The sequence below is a fragment of the Micromonospora noduli genome, from assembly GCF_003264475.1.
Lineage (GTDB): Bacteria > Actinomycetota > Actinomycetes > Mycobacteriales > Micromonosporaceae > Micromonospora > Micromonospora noduli.
This window is the reverse complement of sequence record NZ_PYAC01000006.1, coordinates 19,403-36,794: the sequence shown is the minus strand read 5'-3', so window position 1 is coordinate 36,794 and position 17,392 is coordinate 19,403. Positions and strand designations below refer to the sequence as shown.

At 72.7% G+C, this 17,392-nt stretch carries 18 protein-coding genes; 14 read left to right on the top strand and 4 right to left on the bottom strand.

The window, feature by feature from the left end; translation table 11 throughout:
- The first annotated feature begins 62 nt into the window (after positions 1-62).
- The 11 genes from MED15_RS09345 to MED15_RS09290 all read left to right on the top strand — a co-directional run bounded on the left by MED15_RS09345 (position 63) and on the right by MED15_RS09290 (position 10,508).
- Positions 63-983, top strand: coding sequence for a proline dehydrogenase family protein (locus MED15_RS09345; protein WP_112584232.1), 921 nt, complete (start codon positions 63-65; stop codon positions 981-983).
- 108 nt (positions 984-1,091) lie between these two features.
- Positions 1,092-1,892, top strand: a complete 801-nt coding sequence (locus tag MED15_RS09340) for an alpha/beta fold hydrolase (protein WP_112733585.1) — start codon at positions 1,092-1,094, stop codon at positions 1,890-1,892.
- Positions 1,885-2,460, top strand: coding sequence for a TetR/AcrR family transcriptional regulator (locus MED15_RS09335; protein WP_112726504.1), 576 nt, complete (start codon positions 1,885-1,887; stop codon positions 2,458-2,460). The genes MED15_RS09340 and MED15_RS09335 overlap by 8 nt, the downstream gene beginning before the upstream one ends.
- Before the next feature lie 69 nt (positions 2,461-2,529).
- Positions 2,530-3,819 carry a hypothetical protein gene (locus tag MED15_RS09330; protein WP_112735364.1) on the top strand — a complete coding sequence of 430 codons (1,290 nt, stop codon included), beginning with the start codon at positions 2,530-2,532 and terminating at the stop codon, positions 3,817-3,819.
- Between the two features lie 79 nt (positions 3,820-3,898).
- Positions 3,899-5,254, top strand: coding sequence for an efflux RND transporter periplasmic adaptor subunit (locus tag MED15_RS09325; protein WP_112584236.1), 1,356 nt, complete (start codon positions 3,899-3,901; stop codon positions 5,252-5,254).
- The gene (locus MED15_RS09320) at positions 5,251-6,165 is read left to right on the top strand and encodes an ABC transporter ATP-binding protein (RefSeq protein WP_112735363.1); all 915 of its coding nucleotides are present in this window, start codon (positions 5,251-5,253) and stop codon (positions 6,163-6,165) included. The genes MED15_RS09325 and MED15_RS09320 overlap by 4 nt, the downstream gene beginning before the upstream one ends.
- Positions 6,162-7,346: an ABC transporter permease gene (locus MED15_RS09315; protein ID WP_091402733.1), complete on the top strand. Its 1,185-nt coding sequence runs from the start codon at positions 6,162-6,164 to the stop codon at positions 7,344-7,346. Before MED15_RS09320 ends, MED15_RS09315 begins: the two co-directional genes overlap by 4 nt.
- A gap of 210 nt (positions 7,347-7,556) precedes the next feature.
- Positions 7,557-7,766: a helix-turn-helix domain-containing protein gene (locus MED15_RS09310; protein ID WP_007465625.1), complete on the top strand. Its 210-nt coding sequence runs from the start codon at positions 7,557-7,559 to the stop codon at positions 7,764-7,766.
- Between the two features lie 270 nt (positions 7,767-8,036).
- On the top strand, positions 8,037-8,138 hold the full coding sequence (locus tag MED15_RS09305) for a 30S ribosomal protein bS22 (RefSeq protein WP_007465623.1): 102 nt from the start codon (positions 8,037-8,039) through the stop codon (positions 8,136-8,138).
- A 122-nt stretch (positions 8,139-8,260) separates the two neighbouring features.
- Positions 8,261-9,337, top strand: a complete 1,077-nt coding sequence (locus MED15_RS09300; RefSeq protein WP_112699074.1) for an NAD-dependent epimerase/dehydratase family protein — start codon at positions 8,261-8,263, stop codon at positions 9,335-9,337.
- A gap of 289 nt (positions 9,338-9,626) precedes the next feature.
- The gene (locus MED15_RS09290) at positions 9,627-10,508 is read left to right on the top strand and encodes a lysophospholipid acyltransferase family protein (protein WP_112584240.1); all 882 of its coding nucleotides are present in this window, start codon (positions 9,627-9,629) and stop codon (positions 10,506-10,508) included.
- A gap of 6 nt (positions 10,509-10,514) precedes the next feature.
- On the opposite strand, the gene MED15_RS09285 is transcribed toward MED15_RS09290, so the two are convergent.
- The 3 genes from MED15_RS09285 to MED15_RS09275 form a co-directional block, all read right to left on the bottom strand.
- Complete coding sequence (locus MED15_RS09285) at positions 10,515-11,384, bottom strand: HAD family hydrolase (RefSeq protein WP_112734409.1); 870 nt, start codon at positions 11,382-11,384, stop codon at positions 10,515-10,517.
- Positions 11,385-11,510: 126 nt separating this feature from the next.
- Positions 11,511-12,380 (bottom strand): DUF5667 domain-containing protein, encoded by an 870-nt coding sequence (locus MED15_RS09280; RefSeq protein ID WP_112584242.1) that lies wholly within the window; start codon positions 12,378-12,380, stop codon positions 11,511-11,513.
- Positions 12,381-12,669: 289 nt separating this feature from the next.
- Positions 12,670-13,635 carry an ECF subfamily RNA polymerase sigma factor, BldN family gene (locus tag MED15_RS09275; protein ID WP_112584243.1) on the bottom strand — a complete coding sequence of 322 codons (966 nt, stop codon included), beginning with the start codon at positions 13,633-13,635 and terminating at the stop codon, positions 12,670-12,672.
- A 585-nt stretch (positions 13,636-14,220) separates the two neighbouring features.
- Between MED15_RS09275 and MED15_RS09270 the strand changes: the two genes are divergently transcribed.
- Genes MED15_RS09270 through MED15_RS09260 form a run of 3 tightly spaced genes read left to right on the top strand, consistent with a single transcriptional unit; the run spans position 14,221 to position 16,755 of the window.
- A complete protein-coding gene (locus MED15_RS09270) occupies positions 14,221-15,828 on the top strand; it encodes an AMP-binding protein (protein ID WP_244220423.1) in 1,608 nt (535 codons plus the stop codon).
- Positions 15,818-16,072: a glutaredoxin family protein gene (locus MED15_RS09265; RefSeq protein ID WP_030490173.1), complete on the top strand. Its 255-nt coding sequence runs from the start codon at positions 15,818-15,820 to the stop codon at positions 16,070-16,072. The genes MED15_RS09270 and MED15_RS09265 overlap by 11 nt, the downstream gene beginning before the upstream one ends.
- Positions 16,073-16,092: 20 nt before the next feature.
- Complete coding sequence (locus MED15_RS09260) at positions 16,093-16,755, top strand: HAD family hydrolase (RefSeq protein ID WP_112584245.1); 663 nt, start codon at positions 16,093-16,095, stop codon at positions 16,753-16,755.
- Here MED15_RS09260 and MED15_RS09255 read toward each other — a convergent pair.
- Positions 16,736-17,389, bottom strand: a complete 654-nt coding sequence (locus MED15_RS09255) for a response regulator transcription factor (RefSeq protein ID WP_030329744.1) — start codon at positions 17,387-17,389, stop codon at positions 16,736-16,738. The two genes, MED15_RS09260 and MED15_RS09255, sit on opposite strands and share 20 nt — an antisense overlap.
- Positions 17,390-17,392 lie beyond the last annotated feature (3 nt).

The window sequence follows — 17,392 nt, the reverse complement described above, 5'->3', positions numbered from 1 at the left end:
CGGGCCGAGGTGCCCCGGCCGCCCCTCGGCGGGGCCCCTGGCAGGGGCGTTACGCTCGGCTCATGCTCCGTTCCGTCATCCTCGCCGCCTCCCGGTCATCCCAGGTCGAGCGGCTCGTCGCGACTGCCCCGTACACCCGGGACGTCGTCCGCCGGTTCGTCGCCGGCGCCGCCACCGACGACGCGTTGCGCGCGACCCGCGGGCTCGTCGACGACGGCCTCGCGGTCACCCTCGACCACCTCGGTGAGGACACCGTCCGCCCCGAGCAGGCCACCGCCACCCGGGACGAATACCTGAAACTGCTGAAGATGCTCGGCGCCGCTGGGCTCACCCCGGCCGCCGAGGTGAGCGTGAAGCTCTCCGCCCTCGGCCAGATGTTCGACGAGCAGTTGGCGTACGACAACGCGCGGGCGATCTGCGCGGCGGCCGACGCGGCGGGCACCACCGTCACCCTGGACATGGAGGACCACACCACCACCGACTCGACGTTGGAGGTGCTGAGCCGGCTGCGCAAGGACTTCCCGTCGACCGGCGCGGTGCTCCAGGCGTACCTGCGGCGGACCGAGTCGGACTGCCGGGAGCTCTCCTCGGCCGGGTCGCGGGTGCGGCTGTGCAAGGGCGCCTACAAGGAGCCGGAGTCGGTGGCGTACCAGTCGGCCCGTGAGGTGGACAAGTCGTACGTGCGCTGCATGAACATCCTGATGTCCGGCGACGGTTACCCGATGCTGGCCACCCACGACCCGCGGATGATCGCTATCGGTGAGGACCGGGCCCGGTGGTTCGACAGGGGTCCCGAGCGTTTCGAGTTCCAGATGCTCTACGGCATCCGCCCCGAGGAGCAGGCCCGGTTGGCCGGGGACGGCTACACCGTGCGCACCTACGTCCCGTACGGCGACGAGTGGTACGGCTACCTGATGCGCCGGCTCGCCGAGCGCCCCGCCAACCTGGTCTTCTTCGGCCGTGCCCTGATCTCCAAGAAGTAGTTCCTCCGGTTCGGCGAAACGGGCCGGCGGCGACCTCTCGGGGTCACCGCCGGCCCGTTTCCGGTATCCGGCTTGCCAACGTTGGCTAAGTGGCTTAGCTTTAAGGCTATGACAACTAGCCAGGTGCGGCGGGACGGCGGACACATCGCGTACGAGGTGCAGGGCGAAGGGCCGTTGGTGGTCCTCGCGCACGGCATGGGCGAGAACAGGGCGAGCTTCCGGCACCTCGTGCCGCTACTGGTGGCCGCCGGTCACCGGGTCGCCTCGGTCGACGTCCGGGGCCACGGCGAGTCCAGCGCCGGCTGGTCCACGTACGCCCCGGCGGAGGTCGGCGCGGACCTGCTGGCCGTGGTCCGCGACCTCGATGCCGGCCCGGCCGTGCTGGTCGGCAGTTCGTCCGCCGCTGCGGCGGTGGTCTTCGCCGCCACCGACGCGCCCGAGCTGGTCACCGGCATCGTGCAGATCGGCGCGTTCGTCGGTCAGCCGAAGCTCAACCCGCTGCTGCGGATGGCGATGTGGTCAGTGCTGCACAGCCCTCGACTGTTCGGGATGTTCCACAACACACTGTTCCCGGTGCACCGACCCGCCGACGACGCCGCGTACCGCCGCTCGATGGTGGCCAACCTGCGCGAGCCCGGTCGGATGGCCGCGACGCGCGGCGTGATCGCACCGGCCGAGCCGCACTGGACCGCCCGCGCCCCGCAGGTGCGGCAACCGGTGCTGGTGCTGATGGGGTCCAAGGACCCGGACTTCCCCGACCCGGGAGCCGAGGCGCGGGCCGCCCGGCGGCTCTTCGGCACCGCCGAGGCCCGGATGATCGAGGAGTCCGGCCACTACCCGCACGCCGACCGGCCGCAGCGCACCGCCGAGGAACTGCTCGGCTTCCTGGCGGTGTGCGCCGGTGCCTAGGGTCGGCCTGAACCAGCAGACCGTCGTACGGGAGGCGGCCCGGCTGGCCGACGAGGTCGGCTTCCAGCAGCTCACCCTCGCCGCGCTCGCCAGCCGGCTCGGGGTGGCGCTGCCCAGCCTCTACAAGCACGTGCGCGGGGCGGACGCGTTGGCCCAGAAGCTGGCCGTGCTGGCCACCGCCGAGTTGGCCACCGAGATGACCACCGCCGCCGTCGGCCGCTCCGGTGGCGACGCGCTCCGGGCCCTGGCGGACGCCTACCGTGACTACGCCCTCCGGCACCCCGGCCGCTACCCGGCGACGCAGCGGGTGCCCGACCCGGCCGACCCGGAACACGTCGAGGCGGGCGAACGCGCCGTCGGTGCCATCTTCGCGGTGCTGCGCGGGTACGGGCTGACCGACGACGACGCGGTGGACGCGACCCGGGCCCTGCGCAGCGCCCTGCACGGCTTCGTGACCCTGGAGGCCGCGGGCGGCTTCGGTCTGCCCCGCGATATCGACCGCTCGTACCACCAGTTGGTCGCGAGCATGGACGTCTCGTTCCGCTCCTGGCCGCGCACCGGCGGGTGAGCGAGCGGCCGGGCCGATCCGCCCGGGGCGGCCTCGTCGCATCCAGGTAGTGGTCGTACCCTTCGGCGGGTGACTGACGAGGTGCAGCAGCCAGCACCACGGCGGCTCTGGCCGCTGTGGACGGTGCTCGTGGTGGTCCTCCTGCTGCTGGGCTGCGGCCTGCCGGCGGCGCTCGTCGTCGGAGTGATCCGGGAGACAGGCTCGCGCCCCACTGTCAGCCGGGTCGGCTCCTCGGCGGCCGACGACCCGGCCACCGCCGTGGCCCGCGGGCTGTCCGACCGGATCACCGCCCAGCTCCACCGGCAGTCCGCGGCACTCCTCGGCGGCGACCGCGCCGGTTTCCTCGCCGTCGCCGATCCCGCCGCCCACAACGATCTGCGCCGACGCTTCGCCGCGTTACGCGAGCTCAAGGTGACCGGCTGGCGGGCCGAGCCGAGTGGCCTGCCCGTGCCGATCATCGGCAAGCCCGGCGAGTGGCGGCTGCTGGTGCGCTTCCAGTACTGCTTCGTCACGCCGAACTGCCGGCCCAGCCCGGTGCTGATCGGCACCCGGTGGCGGGAGAACGGCGACCAGCCCCGGATGGTCGCCATGGAGGAATCCAAGTCGGTGGAGACCGGCACGCGACCGTGGGAGATCAGCGACCTGGTGGTCGCCATCGGCGCGCGGACCATAGTCGCCACCACCCCGGCGCTGCGCGGCAAGCTGCCCGGCCTGCTCGCCCAGGCCGAGGCGGCGGCGAAGGTCGCCGACGGGTACGCGGTGACCGGCTCCCCGCCGGACCGATACCGGGTCTTCTACGCCGGGCGCACCGAGTGGCAGCGTTGGTACGGCGGGGAGCGCCCGGAATGGACCGGCGGTTACGCGGTCACCGTGGGCGGCGGCCACCACGAGGTGGTGCTCAACGCCGAAGGGCTCTCCAACAGCGGCACCGACGACCTGCTGCGGCACGAGCTGACCCACGCGGCGTCGTTGCCGGAGCGCGGCTACCCGGGCAAGCTCACCTGGTGGTTGGTCGAGGGCCTGGCCGAGTTCGCCGGTGCCGGCGGCCAGGCGGTCGACCGGTACGAGGGGATCGCCGACGTGCGCAAGATGGTCCGGGGCGGCTGGGACGGCAAGTTGGAGGGCGTCAACCCCGCCGACGATGCCTCCGCCGAACGGGTGGCCGCCAGCTACGGCATCGGCTACCTGGCCGTCCGGCACCTGGTCGACCGGTACGGGCCGCTGCGGCTGCTCACCTTCTTCAAGACCGTGGTGCACGACGGCAGGACCATCGACGCGGCCTCCGAGAAGGCGTTCGGTGAGCAGTGGTCGACGCTGCACGACGAGTGCGTGGCGTACGTCCGCGCCACCGCCGCCTGACGCAGCTCGGAGGCGGTGCGGCGGTGCGCCGTACCATCGATGGGTGCGCCGTCCTCAGTCGTCACGGCCCGCCAGCACCATGCGGCCCCGCCTGCTCATCGCCCTGACCGCCGTCGTCGTCCTCACCGCCACCACCGCCGCCTCCTGCGGCGACGAAGGCCCCGATCTCGCGCTGGCGTCGGCCGCCCGCAACCCGGTCACCGAGGTGATCGACGCACCCGCCACGGTGACCGCCCGCGCCGCCGCCACCCTCACCGCTCCCGCCGACGGCACCCTGTCCGGCCTGCGCGTCCAACCCGGACAACGGGTCAAGCGCGGTCAGGTGCTGGCGGTGGTCGACTCACCGAGCGCGCAACAGCGTCTCCGTCAGGCCAAGGAGGCGCTGGCCGCCGCGAAGCGCGCCGGCCGGGGCGTCGGAGCGGGCAGCCTGACCAGTAGCCGGCGTGGCACCGACAAGGCCGCCGACGAGGCGTTCGACGCGGCCCGGAAGGCCGCCGAGAAGATCGCCGACCCGCAACTGCGCGACGCGCTACTCACCCAGGTGACGTCCGCGCAACGCCAGTACGCGGCCGCCGCGCGCAGCGCCGACCAGGCGGTCCGCGCGGTGCAGCGGGGGATCAACGGCTTGAGTTCCGCCGTCGGCGCGCTCTCCGCGGCGCAGCGGCTCCAGGCCCAGCAGGCGTACGACCTGGCGAAGGCGACAGTCGACGCGCTGACCCTGCGTGCCCCGATCGCCGGGGTGGTGCAGCCCGGCGGCACCCGGGCCGGCGGTGGCGCGAATGCCGGTCTGGCCGGGCTGCTGGAGCAGGCCGGTGGCGCGCAGGCGGCCGGGCTCGACCCGTCCGTGCTGGCCCCCAGCCAGGGTGGGCCGCCGGCCGGCGTGGACGACGCGGTCGCGGTCGGTGGTCAGGTCACCGCCGGTACACCGGTGCTGACCGTGGTGGACACCGGGCAGTTGGGTCTGCTCGCCGAGGTGGACGAGACCGACGTGCTGCTGGTCAAGGCCGGCGTGCCGGCCACTGTCGAGTTGGACGCCGTCACCGGCGCCAGCTATGACGCCACCGTCCGCTCGGTCGACGTGCTGCCCACCAGCTCCGCGCAGGGCGGGGTCACCTACCGGGTCCGCCTCGCGCTGGGCGCCGGGAAGCTGGCCGAGGACGAGCCGGCCCCGACGCCCCGCCCCGGCATGAACGCGATCGTGCACCTGCGGGTACGTGAGGCCGTCGACGCGGTGACCGTCCCCGCGTCGGCGGTGTTCTCCGCCGACGGCCGGGACGCGGTCTGGGTGGTCCGTGACGGCAAGGCGGGCCGGGCGCCGGTGACCGTGGGCGTCCAGGGGTCCGACCTCGTGCAGATCCTCAACGGCGTGCAGCCCGGCGACCGGATCGTGGTGCGCGGTGCCGACCAGGTCCGCGACGGCCAGGAAGTCCAGTGACCGAACCCGCCGTCGCAGATCGGCCGGCAGGGGAGCGGGTTCCGGCCATCGAGGCGGTGGACGTGTCCCGGACGTACCAGCTCGACGGGGTGTCGGTGGAGGCGCTGCGCGGGGTGTCGCTCACCGTGCAGCCGGGGGACTACGTGGCCCTGGTCGGTCCGTCCGGCTCGGGCAAGTCCACCCTCATGCACCTCCTCGGCGGGCTGGACCGGCCCACCGGTGGCCGCCTCGTGATCGGCGGGCGGGACGTCAACGCCCTCGCCCCACCGGAGATGGCGACCCTGCGCAACGAGACGTTCGGCTTCGTCTTCCAGGCGTTCCACCTGTTGCCGCGTACCTCGGCGGTGGAGAACGTTGCGTTGCCCCTGGTCTACCGGGGGGTGTCGGCCCGGCAGCGGCGGGAGCGGGCGGCGGCGATGCTGGGCCGGGTCGGCCTCGGGCACCGGCTGGATCACCGGCCCAACCAGATGTCCGGCGGTGAGCAGCAGCGGGTGGCGATCGCCCGCGCGCTGGTCACCGAGCCGACGGTGCTGCTGGCCGACGAACCCACCGGCAACCTGGACAGCGTCACCGGCGCCGCCGTGCTGGAGCTGTTGGAGCAACTGAACGCGGAGTCGGGGGTGGCGCTGGTGATGGTCACCCACGACCAGGAGGTGGCGGCCCGCGCTCACCGCCGGATCACCATGCGCGACGGGGTGGTCGTGGCGGACAGCGCCGATCCGCGCTCCGCTCATGATCGACCGCCGTCCGTTGATCACGGTCGACCTGCGACACTGGTCCCCGCTCCCAGCGCGGAGCCCCGGTCCGCGTCCGGAAGCGGTCCGGGGCACCCGTCCGGTGGCTCCGGTGGCGCCGCCGGAGCCACCGGGCGCCTTCCGCGCGAGGTCGAGCGGCCCGGAGGTACGGGGTGAGAGTCGCCGAGGCGTGGCGGGTGGCGCTGGACGCCCTGCGGGCCAACCGGCTGCGTAGCGCGCTGACCATGCTCGGGGTGATCATCGGGGTGGCCTCGGTGGTGCTGCTGGTGGCCATCGGCACCGGCACCAAGCAGAAGGTCGAGCAACAGGTCGAGGGCCTCGGCTCCAACCTGCTGCTGGTGGTCCCCGGCCGGATCGAGGTGGGCAACGCGCCGGTCGTCTCGCCGCTGACCCTCAAGGACGTGGACGCCGTCACCCGGGTGGTCGGCGACCCCGACCGGGTGGCGGTCACCGTCGCCTCCGGGGCTACCGCGCGGGCCGGTGCCCGTTCCGACTTCACCACAGTGCAGGGCGTCCTGGAGACGACCCCGGCGGTGTTCACGCGCTCGCTGGCGCGGGGACGCTACCTCACCGGCACGGACGTGGACACCAGCCGACGGGTGGCGGTGCTCGGTGACTCGGTCGCCCGTGCGCTCTTCCCCGACCGGGACCCGCTCGGTCAGCAGGTGGCGCTGGCCGGGGTGCGGTTCCGGGTGATCGGAGTCTTCGCGCCCCTCGGCCAGAGCCTCGGCGTCGACCGGGACGACGAGGTGCACGTGCCGGTGACCGCCGCGCAACGACTCTGGGGCACCCAGCGGGTCGACGGCATCGCGGTGAAGGCGCCGGACCGGGAGCGGATCGACGAGCTGGGCGAACGGATCGTCGCCGAGCTGAACCGCCGCCACCCGGACACCGAGTTCAGCGCGGTCACCCAGCAGCAGATCCTCGGCGTGCTCGGCGACATCCTCGGTGTCCTCACCGGCGTGCTGGCGGCCATCGCCGGCATCTCGCTGCTCGTCGGCGGCGTCGGCGTCTCCAACATCATGCTGGTCAGCGTCCGGGAGCGGACCCGGGAGATCGGGCTGCGCAAGGCCGTCGGCGCGCGTCCCCGCGACATCGGCGTGCAGTTCCTGCTGGAGGCGGTGCTGCTCACCACGATCGGCGGGCTCACCGGGATGGCGCTGGGCGTGGGAACCGCACTGCTGGTCGACGCGCTGTCGCCAATTCCGGCGGCGATCACCTGGTGGTCGTTGGCGCTCGCCTTCGGCGTTTCGGCGGTGGTGGGCATCGTCTTCGGGGTGGTCCCCGCGCAGCGCGCCGGTCGCCTCGACCCGGTGGTCGCGCTGCGCACCGAATGAGCACCCGGACCAACCGGACGACGGACGCGCACGGGCGGATACCAGGAGCACGGATCGGGTGAACAGGCCACCGAAGCATGATCAGTTGCAGGAAGGGATCGCGCCGGTCACAACCGCCCCGCTACCGTACTGGTAACACGCGCGTCGTCGGCCCGGCCCGGAGCATCCGTCGGGTTGGCACGCGCCGGGCATGGGATGGGTCGGTGAGCCATGGCCGGGTCACAGTCCGACGGACGGCTGTCGGAGGTCAAGTTCCTGACCGTCGCGGAGGTGGCGACGGTCATGCGGGTGTCAAAGATGACTGTCTATCGCCTGGTGCACAGCGGTGAGCTCACCGCCGTCCGGGTCGGCCGGTCATTCCGGGTGCCCGAGCATGCGGTGCACGAATATCTCCGGGGTGCCTTTCAGGAGACCGCCTGAGCCACCGCCCCGCCCTCCGATCGCCAGTTGACCGGCATCGGTGGGCGTAAGGAGTGAGCTTGCGGGCCGCGCTGTCGCGAACCAGAGGCGGCCGCGACGGGGGCGCGTTGGTCCGGCTGACGCCCTCCGGCTACCCTGGAGCCCGACCGAGACCCCACCGGTGCGCCCCGCCGCCCAGACTGGTCCGGTCCGTTGTCCGCAAGCGGTCGCCGTCGCCACCTGCGTGGTGTCATCCGGTCCGCCCCGCACGTTGTATCGAAAGGCTGTCGTATGGGCTCGGTGGTCAAGAAGCGCCGTAAGCGCATGGCTAAGAAGAAGCACCGCAAGCTGCTGCGCAAGACCCGCGTCCAGCGTCGCCGTCTCGGCAAGTGATCGCCGCCGGGCTGTCGGCCCGGCGTTCGGCGTCACTTGCCAAACTGTCGACCTCCGGAGGCTCAGGTGATCAGGCCGTGGTCGTCCCGGCTCGGTCCATCCTGCCGGCGTAGGTGCGTCAGATGACCCCCGGTGGCACCTCAGGTGCTCCGGGGGTCGTCGTCGTCACCGGAGTGGGCCGTTACCTGGGCGCCCACGTGGCGGCCCGACTGGCCGCCGACCCGCGCATCGAGCGGGTCATCGGGGTCGACGCACCGGACTCCGGCACCGAGTTCACCGACCTGCTGGACCGGGTCGAACGCATCCGCGTCGACAGCGGCTCCCTCGGTGGCCTCCTCGCCGACCTGGACGTCGACGCGGTGGTGCACCTCGCGCTGGTCACCTCACCCGATCCGGCGCATGGCGGCCGGTCCGCGATGAAGGACCAGAACGTCATCGGCAGCATGCAGATGCTCGCCGCCTGCCAGCGGGCACCTCGACTGCGCAAGCTCGTGGTCCGCTCGTCGACCGCCGCGTACGGGGTGTCGTTCCGGGATCCGGCGGTCTTCACCGAGGAGACCGAACCCCGCGAGGTGCCGCGCGGCGGTTTCGGCCGCGACATCCTCGACCTTGAGGGGTACGTGCGCGGCTTCCGCCGCCGCCGACCCGACGTCACCGCCACGGTGCTGCGCTTCGCCCCGTTCATCGGCTCGACCGCCGACACCACGTTGACCCGCTACTTCTCGCAGCCCTTCGTGCCGACCGTCTTCGGCCGTGACCCCCGCCTGCAGTTCCTGCACTTCGACGACGCGTTGGAGGTGCTGCACCGGTCGATCGTGGAGGACCATCCCGGCACGTACAACGTCGCCGGCCCCGGGGTGCTGTCGCTGTCCCAGGCGATCCGACGTGCCGGACGGGTCGCCGTCCCGGTGCTGGAGCCGGGTCTGTCCGGGGCCGCCGCGCTGGCCCGCACCATGGGCTTCGGCCGCTACGGCCTGGACCAGGTCGACCTCTTCGTGCACGGCCGGGTGGTCGACACCAGCCGGCTCGAGCAGGAGTACGGCTTCACGCCCCGGTCGACCGCCGAGGCGTTCGAGGACTTCATCCGGGCCCATCACGGTGGGGTGGTGGTCACCCGGGGTCAGCTGGCCGCCGCCGAGCAACTCGTCCTGGACGGCATTCGGCAGGTCCGTTCAGCGGTCCGGGAGCGGTCATCGTGAGCGCGAGGAGTGAGCCGGTCTTGCGAGCCCCGCAGTCGCGAACCGAGGCGGCATCATGAGTGGGTCGGAGGAGGGGCGCGACCCGCAGTCGGTCGGGCGTTTCGACGTACCGCAGCAGGTGCCCGCGCCGGACGCGGAGCCGGCGCGGCGCAACGGACATCGACCGGCCGCGCAGGCCGCGCCGATCCCGACGGAACCGCCGGCCTCGACCACGCCGGCGGCCTCAGCCCCGACCCCGACCTCAGCCCCGACCTCGACCTCGACCCCTTCCGACGAGGCCGACGCCGGGTTGACCGGCGGCACCGAGCCTGCGGTGTCGGACCGGCCCGGGGACCACTGGGACCGCAAGGTCGCGAACGGGTTGGCGTTCCTGCGCCGGCGGCTCTCCGGTGACTACGAGGTCGACGAGTTCGGTTTCGACTCGGAGCTGACCGACGCGGTCTTCCACCCGCTGCTGCGGCTGCTCTACCGGGACTGGTTCCGCACCGAGGTCAGTGGGGTGGAGCACGTCCCCGTGGACGGGCCCGCCCTGGTGGTCGGCAACCACTCCGGGACTGTGGCACTGGACGCCCTGATCCTCTCGGCGGCGCTGCACGACAAGCACCCCGCCCACCGCTACCTGCGGCTGCTCGGCGCCGACCTGGTCTTCCGGATGCCGGTGGTCTCCGAGTTGGCCCGCAAGACCGGCGGCACTGTGGCCTGCAACCCGGACGCCGAGCGGCTGCTCGGCGGCGGCGACCTGGTCGGTGTGTTCCCCGAGGGCTTCAAGGGCATCGGCAAGCTCTACGCCGACCGTTACAAACTGCAACGCTTCGGGCGGGGCGGGTTCGTCTCGGCGGCGCTGCGCACCGGCACCCCGATCGTGCCCGTCGCCATCGTCGGCGGCGAGGAGATCTACCCGATGCTCGCCGACATCAAGCCCCTGGCGCGGCTGCTGAAGCTGCCCTACTTCCCGGTCACGCCGACGTTCCCGCTGCTCGGCCCGCTGGGCATGGTGCCGCTGCCCAGCAAGTGGCTGATCGAGTTCTGCCCGCCGATCCCCACCGCCCACCTGACCGACTCGGCGGACGACCCGCTGGTGGTCTTCAACCTCGCCGACCAGGTGCGGGAGACCATCCAACAGACCCTGCACACCCTGCTGGAACGACGGCCCGACCCGTTCGGCCCCTAGGGTCTCTCAGCTGGCGCGGCGGCGGCGCTGTAGGGCCAGGCCGGCGGTGACCGCGCCCGCGACCAGCCCGGCGGCCGCGGTCGACGGTACGGCGATCTTGACCGCTCGGCGGCCGGTGCGGAAGTCCCGCACCTCCCAGCCGTGCTGGCGGGCCTGCCGCAGCAGGGCGCCGTCCGGGTTGACCGCCACCGCCCGGCCCACCGCGCAGAGCAGCGGCAGGTCGTTCGCCGAATCGCTGTAAGCCGCGCAGCGGAACAGGTCGAGCCCTTCCACGGCGGCGAGCTGGGTGACCGCCTCAGCCTTGGCCGGCCCGTGCATCAGGTCACCCACCAACCGCCCGGTGTACGCCCCGTCCAGCACCTCGGCCACCGTGCCGATGGCACCGGTCAGGCCGAGCCGGGCGGCGATCACCCGGCCGATCTCGACGGGGGCGGCGCTGACCAGCCAGACCCGCTGACCGGCGTCCAGGTGACGCTGAGCGAGCTGGTGGGTGCCGGCCCAGATCCGGGGGGCCATCATCTCGTCGAAGATCTCCTCGGCGAGGTGTTCGACCTCGTTGACCCGCCAGCCCTGAACGAAGGCCAGCGCCGCCTCCTTGGCCACTGACATGTCACCGGCGTGCTCCCGGGCCAGCACCCGGAAGCGGAGCTGTTGCCAGGCGAATCGGGCCAGGTCGGCGGTTGTCACGTAGTTTCGGGAGGCGAGACCACGGGCGAACCAGTAGATCGACGCGCCCTGCATCATCGTGTTGTCCACGTCGAAGAACGCCGCGGCGGTCGGGTCGGGTGCGCTGACCGGGGCCAGGTCGGTCTCCGCCCAGGCTGCGGTGTGCCCCTCGGCGTCGGTGCTGACCGTCACCTTACGGCTACGCGCCACGCGAATCCCTTCCTCACCGGTACGACGGATGCTCCCCCGCGAGGGTATCCGCCGCAGACGGGTGACCGGCCGGGCACACAGCGAACTGTGGCGCGGCCGGTCGGACGTGCGGTATGGGGACGCGGGTCAGCGGGCCCCGGGGCAGGTGCTCGGGTTCGGCCCGAGGGCGTCGCTGGCGGTCGGTGCGGGCAGGCCGCAGGCGATCGCCGCGCGCAGGTCGTCCGAGCGTTCCCGGATGCTGTCCAGCAGAACCAGCGACCGCTGGGTCCGTTCCCGGTCGACCCGGGTGCTCCCGTCGAGCAGACCGCGTACGGCCCGGCGCTGGCTCGACACGAAGGTGTTGAGAGTGTCCAGGCTGCCCGGCTCGGCCCGCTGCACAGCGGCCGAGGTCAGCAGGCGTACGCCCTGCCGACTGTCGGCGTCCATGTCGTCGAGGACCGCGCTGTAGCCGATCCGGTCACCGCGCAGCTTCGCGGCTTCGCCGACTCTGGTCCGGGCGAAGTCCAGGAAGAGCTGGCCCCTGCTGATGTCGGAGCTGGCCAGAGCGAGCTGTGCCCGTTCGGTGGAGCGCTTCATGCCGTACAGCGCGTCACCGGGCACCGCGTTCTCGCTGGCGGCGGAGATCCCGGAGACGGCGATGGCCCCGGCGGCGATGCCGACCAGGATCGCGCCCCGGGCTCGGGCCCGCCGTGCGGTGACCGCCGGCAGTAGCCGCCCGCGGGTGGTCGTGGCGGCCGGTTCGCTGACCGCCGCTGGTGCGCTGCCCAGCCCTTCCCGCTCGGCGGTTGCGAGCAGCATCGCCCGCAGGCCGGTACGGAAGTCCTGGTCCACCTCGACAGCCGGGGGGTCGACGCTGAGCCGCTGACCCACTGCGACGAGCGGCGCCAGTTGGCCGTCCACCCGGGATCGCACGTGGTGTCGTCGAGCGCCGTTGGCCTCGTCGAGAAGCTGCGCGAAACGCTCCGCGCGCCGGCGGGAGAAGAGGGTGTTGTCCACCGCAGGCACCTCCTCTCGCTGGTCACGGCCGGTCGGCCGCCGTCGTTGCCAGCGACCGGGCGGCAGTGTGACACCACGGAGGTGAGGTGCCGCCGGCATGCCGGTCGGACCTCGGTGACCCGGGCCTGCCGGGACATCCACCGGTCGCACCCGGAGAAACGCGGCGGACCGGGCACGGGTTACGGGCCTGGCGGGCCGGAAATTACAGAAAGTGATGGTCATCACCGGGCGGGACCGACTTTGAGCTGCGCGGACGTTGATCGACGCCCGTCGGTCCCGCCGTAACAAACTACGGCTGGAAGCCGTCGGGCAGCAGCCGGGCCAGGGCGCGGACGGCGCGGTACTGGAGGGCCTTGATGGCTCCCTCGTTCTTGCCCATCGCGCGGGCCGTCTCGGCGACCGAGAAGCCCTGGAGGAAGCGGAGCACGATGCACTCCTGCTGCTCCGGGTTGAGCTGCTTCACAGCGGTGAGAAGCGCGACGTTGGTGATGTGCTCCACCACCGCCGCCTCCGGGCTGCCCTCCGGGCCCCGGTCCTCCCGGTCGGCGTCGAGCACGTCGCCGGTGGTGACCTCCAGCCGGTACCGGCCCGACTTGAAGTGGTCCGCGACGAGGTTGCGGGCGATCGTCACCAGCCAGGCGCCGAGGTCGCGGCCCTGCCAGGTGAAGCTGCCGATCCGCTTGAGCGCGCGCAGGAAGGTGTCCGAGGTGAGGTCCTCAGCGAGTTGCCGGTTGCCGACCCGGAAGTAGACGAACCGGAAGACGGTGTCCACGTAGCGGTCGTAGATCAGGCCGAACGCCTCGGACTCGCCGGCCTGGGCCCGCTCGATCAGCGTCCAGACCTCGGTTGCCGGGTCGGACGGGTCCGGGCGGCTCGGGAAACCGGTCGGGGTGGTCGCGGTGGTCGCGGTGGTGGCCGGCACCGCCGGGATCACCGCTGTCTCACCCGCCGCCGGGTCGGTGGTGACCGCCGGTGTGTCGCTTACCCGACGACCCTGCACAGGCATTGTGGGTCGGGACGGTACGGCGACCCGGCCGCCGGCCGGCTTCGCGTTTCCACCGGGCACCGCGGGTCGCGGGGGTGGCTCGTTGTGGTGTGGCCGGCTGCGGATCCGCTGCGCCGCGCCGTCACCCCGCACGACGCCGCCGTGCTGTTCGTCCGATGGGGCACGGGCCGCTGGCCGCTCGTTGACGTGCGAGCGGGCGGGTTGACCGGTCAGGCCGACCGGGCGTTCCGCGTAACCGAAGGTGGTCACCGCGTTGCCCCCGTCCCGTCGGTCGCCGGGCGGGCCGGTCTAGCTCTCGTCGGGGCGAACCGACCGGGTGACCGGTCGGGCAGGACGGTCACGGGAGTTGCCGACGGGCGGCAATTCCCCTGGAGGTGCTGGTCCAATGCGCTCACAGGCACGGGGGCCTCCTCGGGCTGAGGGGTGTCGACTCACGGCAAATGGGGTGAGCCGACCCGAGTGATGATAGGGCCAACGTCACCCGCGCGTGGCAAGTCCGTTACACAAGGCGGAAGTATTTCCCGCTCCGTCGCACCGGTGGCGGACCGGTTGTCCGTCGTGTGCGATTGACTTTCCGTCGACCCGGTGTTCCAGGATGGATCCCCAGGTCGGAGGTGCGCGCCCGTTCGGCTGACAGGCCGCGCCGGCCGGCCGGACGGGGGCGGCCGAACTGCCGGGGGCCACCGTCGTCCGTCCCATCGACAGGACCTGATCGGATCGCCGGTGGCACACCGGACAGTCCCGTACATGGGACTGTCGCAGTGTCGTCCGCCGGGCGTGGCCCCAACCATCGGGCGTGGCCCGTCGCCGTCCGCTGTGCCAGACTCGATCACCGTGCAGGACGCCTCGGAAAGCCCCGCGCCGAACCTCGCCGACCGGGTCCGCCGGGCGGCTCTCGACCGCGCCGACCGGCCCGCGCTGCACTGGCGTGAGCACACGGTGAGCTGGTCCGAACTGGACGCCGCGGTGGACGCCGCCGCCCGCGGCCTGTCCGCCGCCGCGCCACCCACCGACCCCGGCGGTACGCCACCACGCGTCGCCATCGCGCTGCCCAACACCCCGGACTTCGTGATCGCCTGGCTCGGCGCCCTCCGCGCCGGGCTGGTCACCGTGCCGGTCAACCCCGGTCTCACCGCCCCGGAGCTACGGCACGTGCTGGCCGACTCCGGCGCGTCGGTGCTCATCGCCACCGACCACGTCCGAGCTCTGGTCGCCGCCGTGGCCGCCGAGCTGCCCGCGCTCGCCTCGGTGCACGGCACGCCACCGACCGCCGAGGCGCCCGGACCGGCACCCCGCCCCCGACGCGGCGGCGCCGACCTGGCTGTACTGCTCTATACCTCCGGCACCGAGGGGCGACCCAAGGGAGCGATGCTCTCGCACCAGGCGCTGCTCGCCAACCAGGACCAGGTCGCGGGGATCGAGCCGCCGGTGGTCGGGCCGACCGACACTGTTCTCCTGGCGTTGCCGCTGTTCCACGCGTACGGGCTCAACTCGGGGCTCGGCGCGGTCGTGCACCACGGCGCTACCGGGGTGCTGCTCGACGAGCCGGGCCCGACGGCGGGGCTGGACGAGATCGCGCGGCACCGGGTCAGCGTGCTGGTCGGCGTACCGTCGATGTTCCTGACCTGGGCCGGTGCGGCCACGGCCCGCGCGGCGACCGCGTCGGTGCGGGTGGCGGTCTGCGGCGCGGCACCGCTCGAACCCGCTGTCGCGGCGCGCTTCACTGAGGTCACCGGGCATCAGGTGCACATCGGGTACGGCCTCACCGAGACCGCGCCGGTGCTCACCTCCACCCTGGTCGGCGGCGTGGCCAAGCCGGGTTCGATCGGCCGGCAGCTGCCCGGGGTGCGGCTACGCCTGGTCGGCGCCGACGGGGTGGACCTGTGGCGCGACGGGCTGGCCGTCCCCGACGACGACCCGGACGAGCTGGACATCTCCGACGTGGCGCCGGGCACCGACCCGGGGCAGATCGTGGTGTCCGGCCCGAACCTCTTCACCGGCTACTGGCCCGACGGTCGGGGCGGCCCGGACGCCGAGGGTTGGTGGGGCACCGGTGACATCGCGTACGCCGACGAGGACGGGGACCTCTTCCTGGTCGACCGGCTCGGCGAGTTGATCCTGGTCAACGGGTTCAACGTCTATCCGCACGAGGTCGAGCTGGTGCTCGCCGGGCACCCCGGGGTGGTCGAGTCGGCGGTACTGGGTGTGCCGCACCCGCGGACCGGCGAGACTGTGCGGGCGTACGTGGTGCCGGTGCAGGGCCGACCGGTGACCAGCGAGGAGTTGCTCGCCCACTGCGCACGGAACCTGGCCCGGTTCAAGTGCCCGACCGCTGTCGAGTTCGTCGACGCCCTGCCGCACTCGGCGATCGGCAAGGTACGCAAGACCCAACTCCGGTCGGCGACGCCGACCGACCGCACGGAGGTAACCGATGGCCAGTGACGCCCGACTCGCCCTGATCACCCGACCCGGCTGCCACCTGTGCGACGACGCCAAGGCGGCGCTCGACCGGGTGGTCGCGGTCACCGGCGACAAGTGGGTCGAGTGGGACGTCACCGGCGACGAGGGGCTGGAGCGGGAGTACGGGGACCGGCTGCCGGTGGTGATGCTCGACGGCAAGGAGCACGGCTACTGGCGGGTCGAGGAGGACCGGCTGCTGCGGGACCTGACCACGCCGCAGCTCTGACGGGTGCCTATGGTGCTCTGATGACCTCTGCGCCCCCGCACCTCGTCTGGGACTGGAACGGCACCCTGCTCAACGACCTCAGCCTGGTGGTGTCCGCCACCAACGTCGTGTTCGCGAGCCTCGGCGGGCCGACGGTCACCCCGGACGAGCACCGGGTGCGGTTCCGCAGGCCGATCGCCGAGTACTACGCCGAGGTGCTCGGGCAGGCGGTGGACGACGACGAGTTCGGCCGACTGGACAAGATCTTCCACGACGCGTACCGCACCGGACTGACCACCTGCGAGCTGGCCGCCGACGCGCGCGCCGCCATGGCCGCCTGGCCGGGCAGCCAGAGCCTGCTCTCCATGTGGTTCCACGAGGAGCTGGTCCCGACCGTGCACACGTACGGGTTGACCGGCCACTTCACCCGCGTCGACGGGCTGCGGGCCACTGTCGGCGGCGGCCACAAGGCCGAGTCGCTCCAGCAGCACCTTGCCGAACTGGGCGTGGACGGCGCCTCGGTGGTGCTGATCGGCGACTCCATCGACGACGCGGACGCGGCGCTCGCGGTGGGTGGCCGTGCAGTGCTCTACACCGGCGGGTTCACCGACCCGGCCCGGCTGCGCGCCTCCGGTCACCCGGTGGCGGACACCCTCACCGACGCGGTGGCCCTGGCCCGGGAGGTCAGTTCCGCAGATAGGTGAGGACGGCCAGCACCCGCCGGTGCTGTTCGGTGTCCGGCGGCAGGGTGAGCTTGGTGAAGATGTTGCGCACGTGCTTTTCCACCGCGCCGTCGCTGACCACCAGGGCACGCGCGATGGCGGTGTTCGAACGCCCCTCGGCCATCAGGGCGAGCACCTCGCGCTCGCGGGGGGTCAGCTCGCGCAGCGGGTCGTCCCGGCGACGCCGCGCGAAGAGCTGACCGACCACCTCCGGGTCGAGCACCGTGCCGCCGCCCGCCACCCTGCGCAGCGCGTCCAGGAACTCGTCGATCGCGGCCACCCGGTCCTTGAGCAGGTAGCCGATCCCGCCGCCGGCGCCGCCGGTGGTGGCGAGCAGATCATCGGCGTACGACACCTCGACGTACTGGGAGAGCACCAGGATCGGGGTGCGCGGCACCAGCCGGCGGGCCTCCACCGCAGCCCGCAACCCCTCGTCGGTGTGCGACGGCGGCATCCGGACGTCGACGATCGACACGTCGGGCCGGTGCTCGACCACCGCCTCGACCAGGGCGTCACCGTCCCCGACGGCGGCCACCACCTGGTGCCCGCTCTCGGTCAGCAGCCGGACCAGCCCCTCCCGGAGCAGGACGGCGTCGTCGGCGATCACGATGCGCATGGC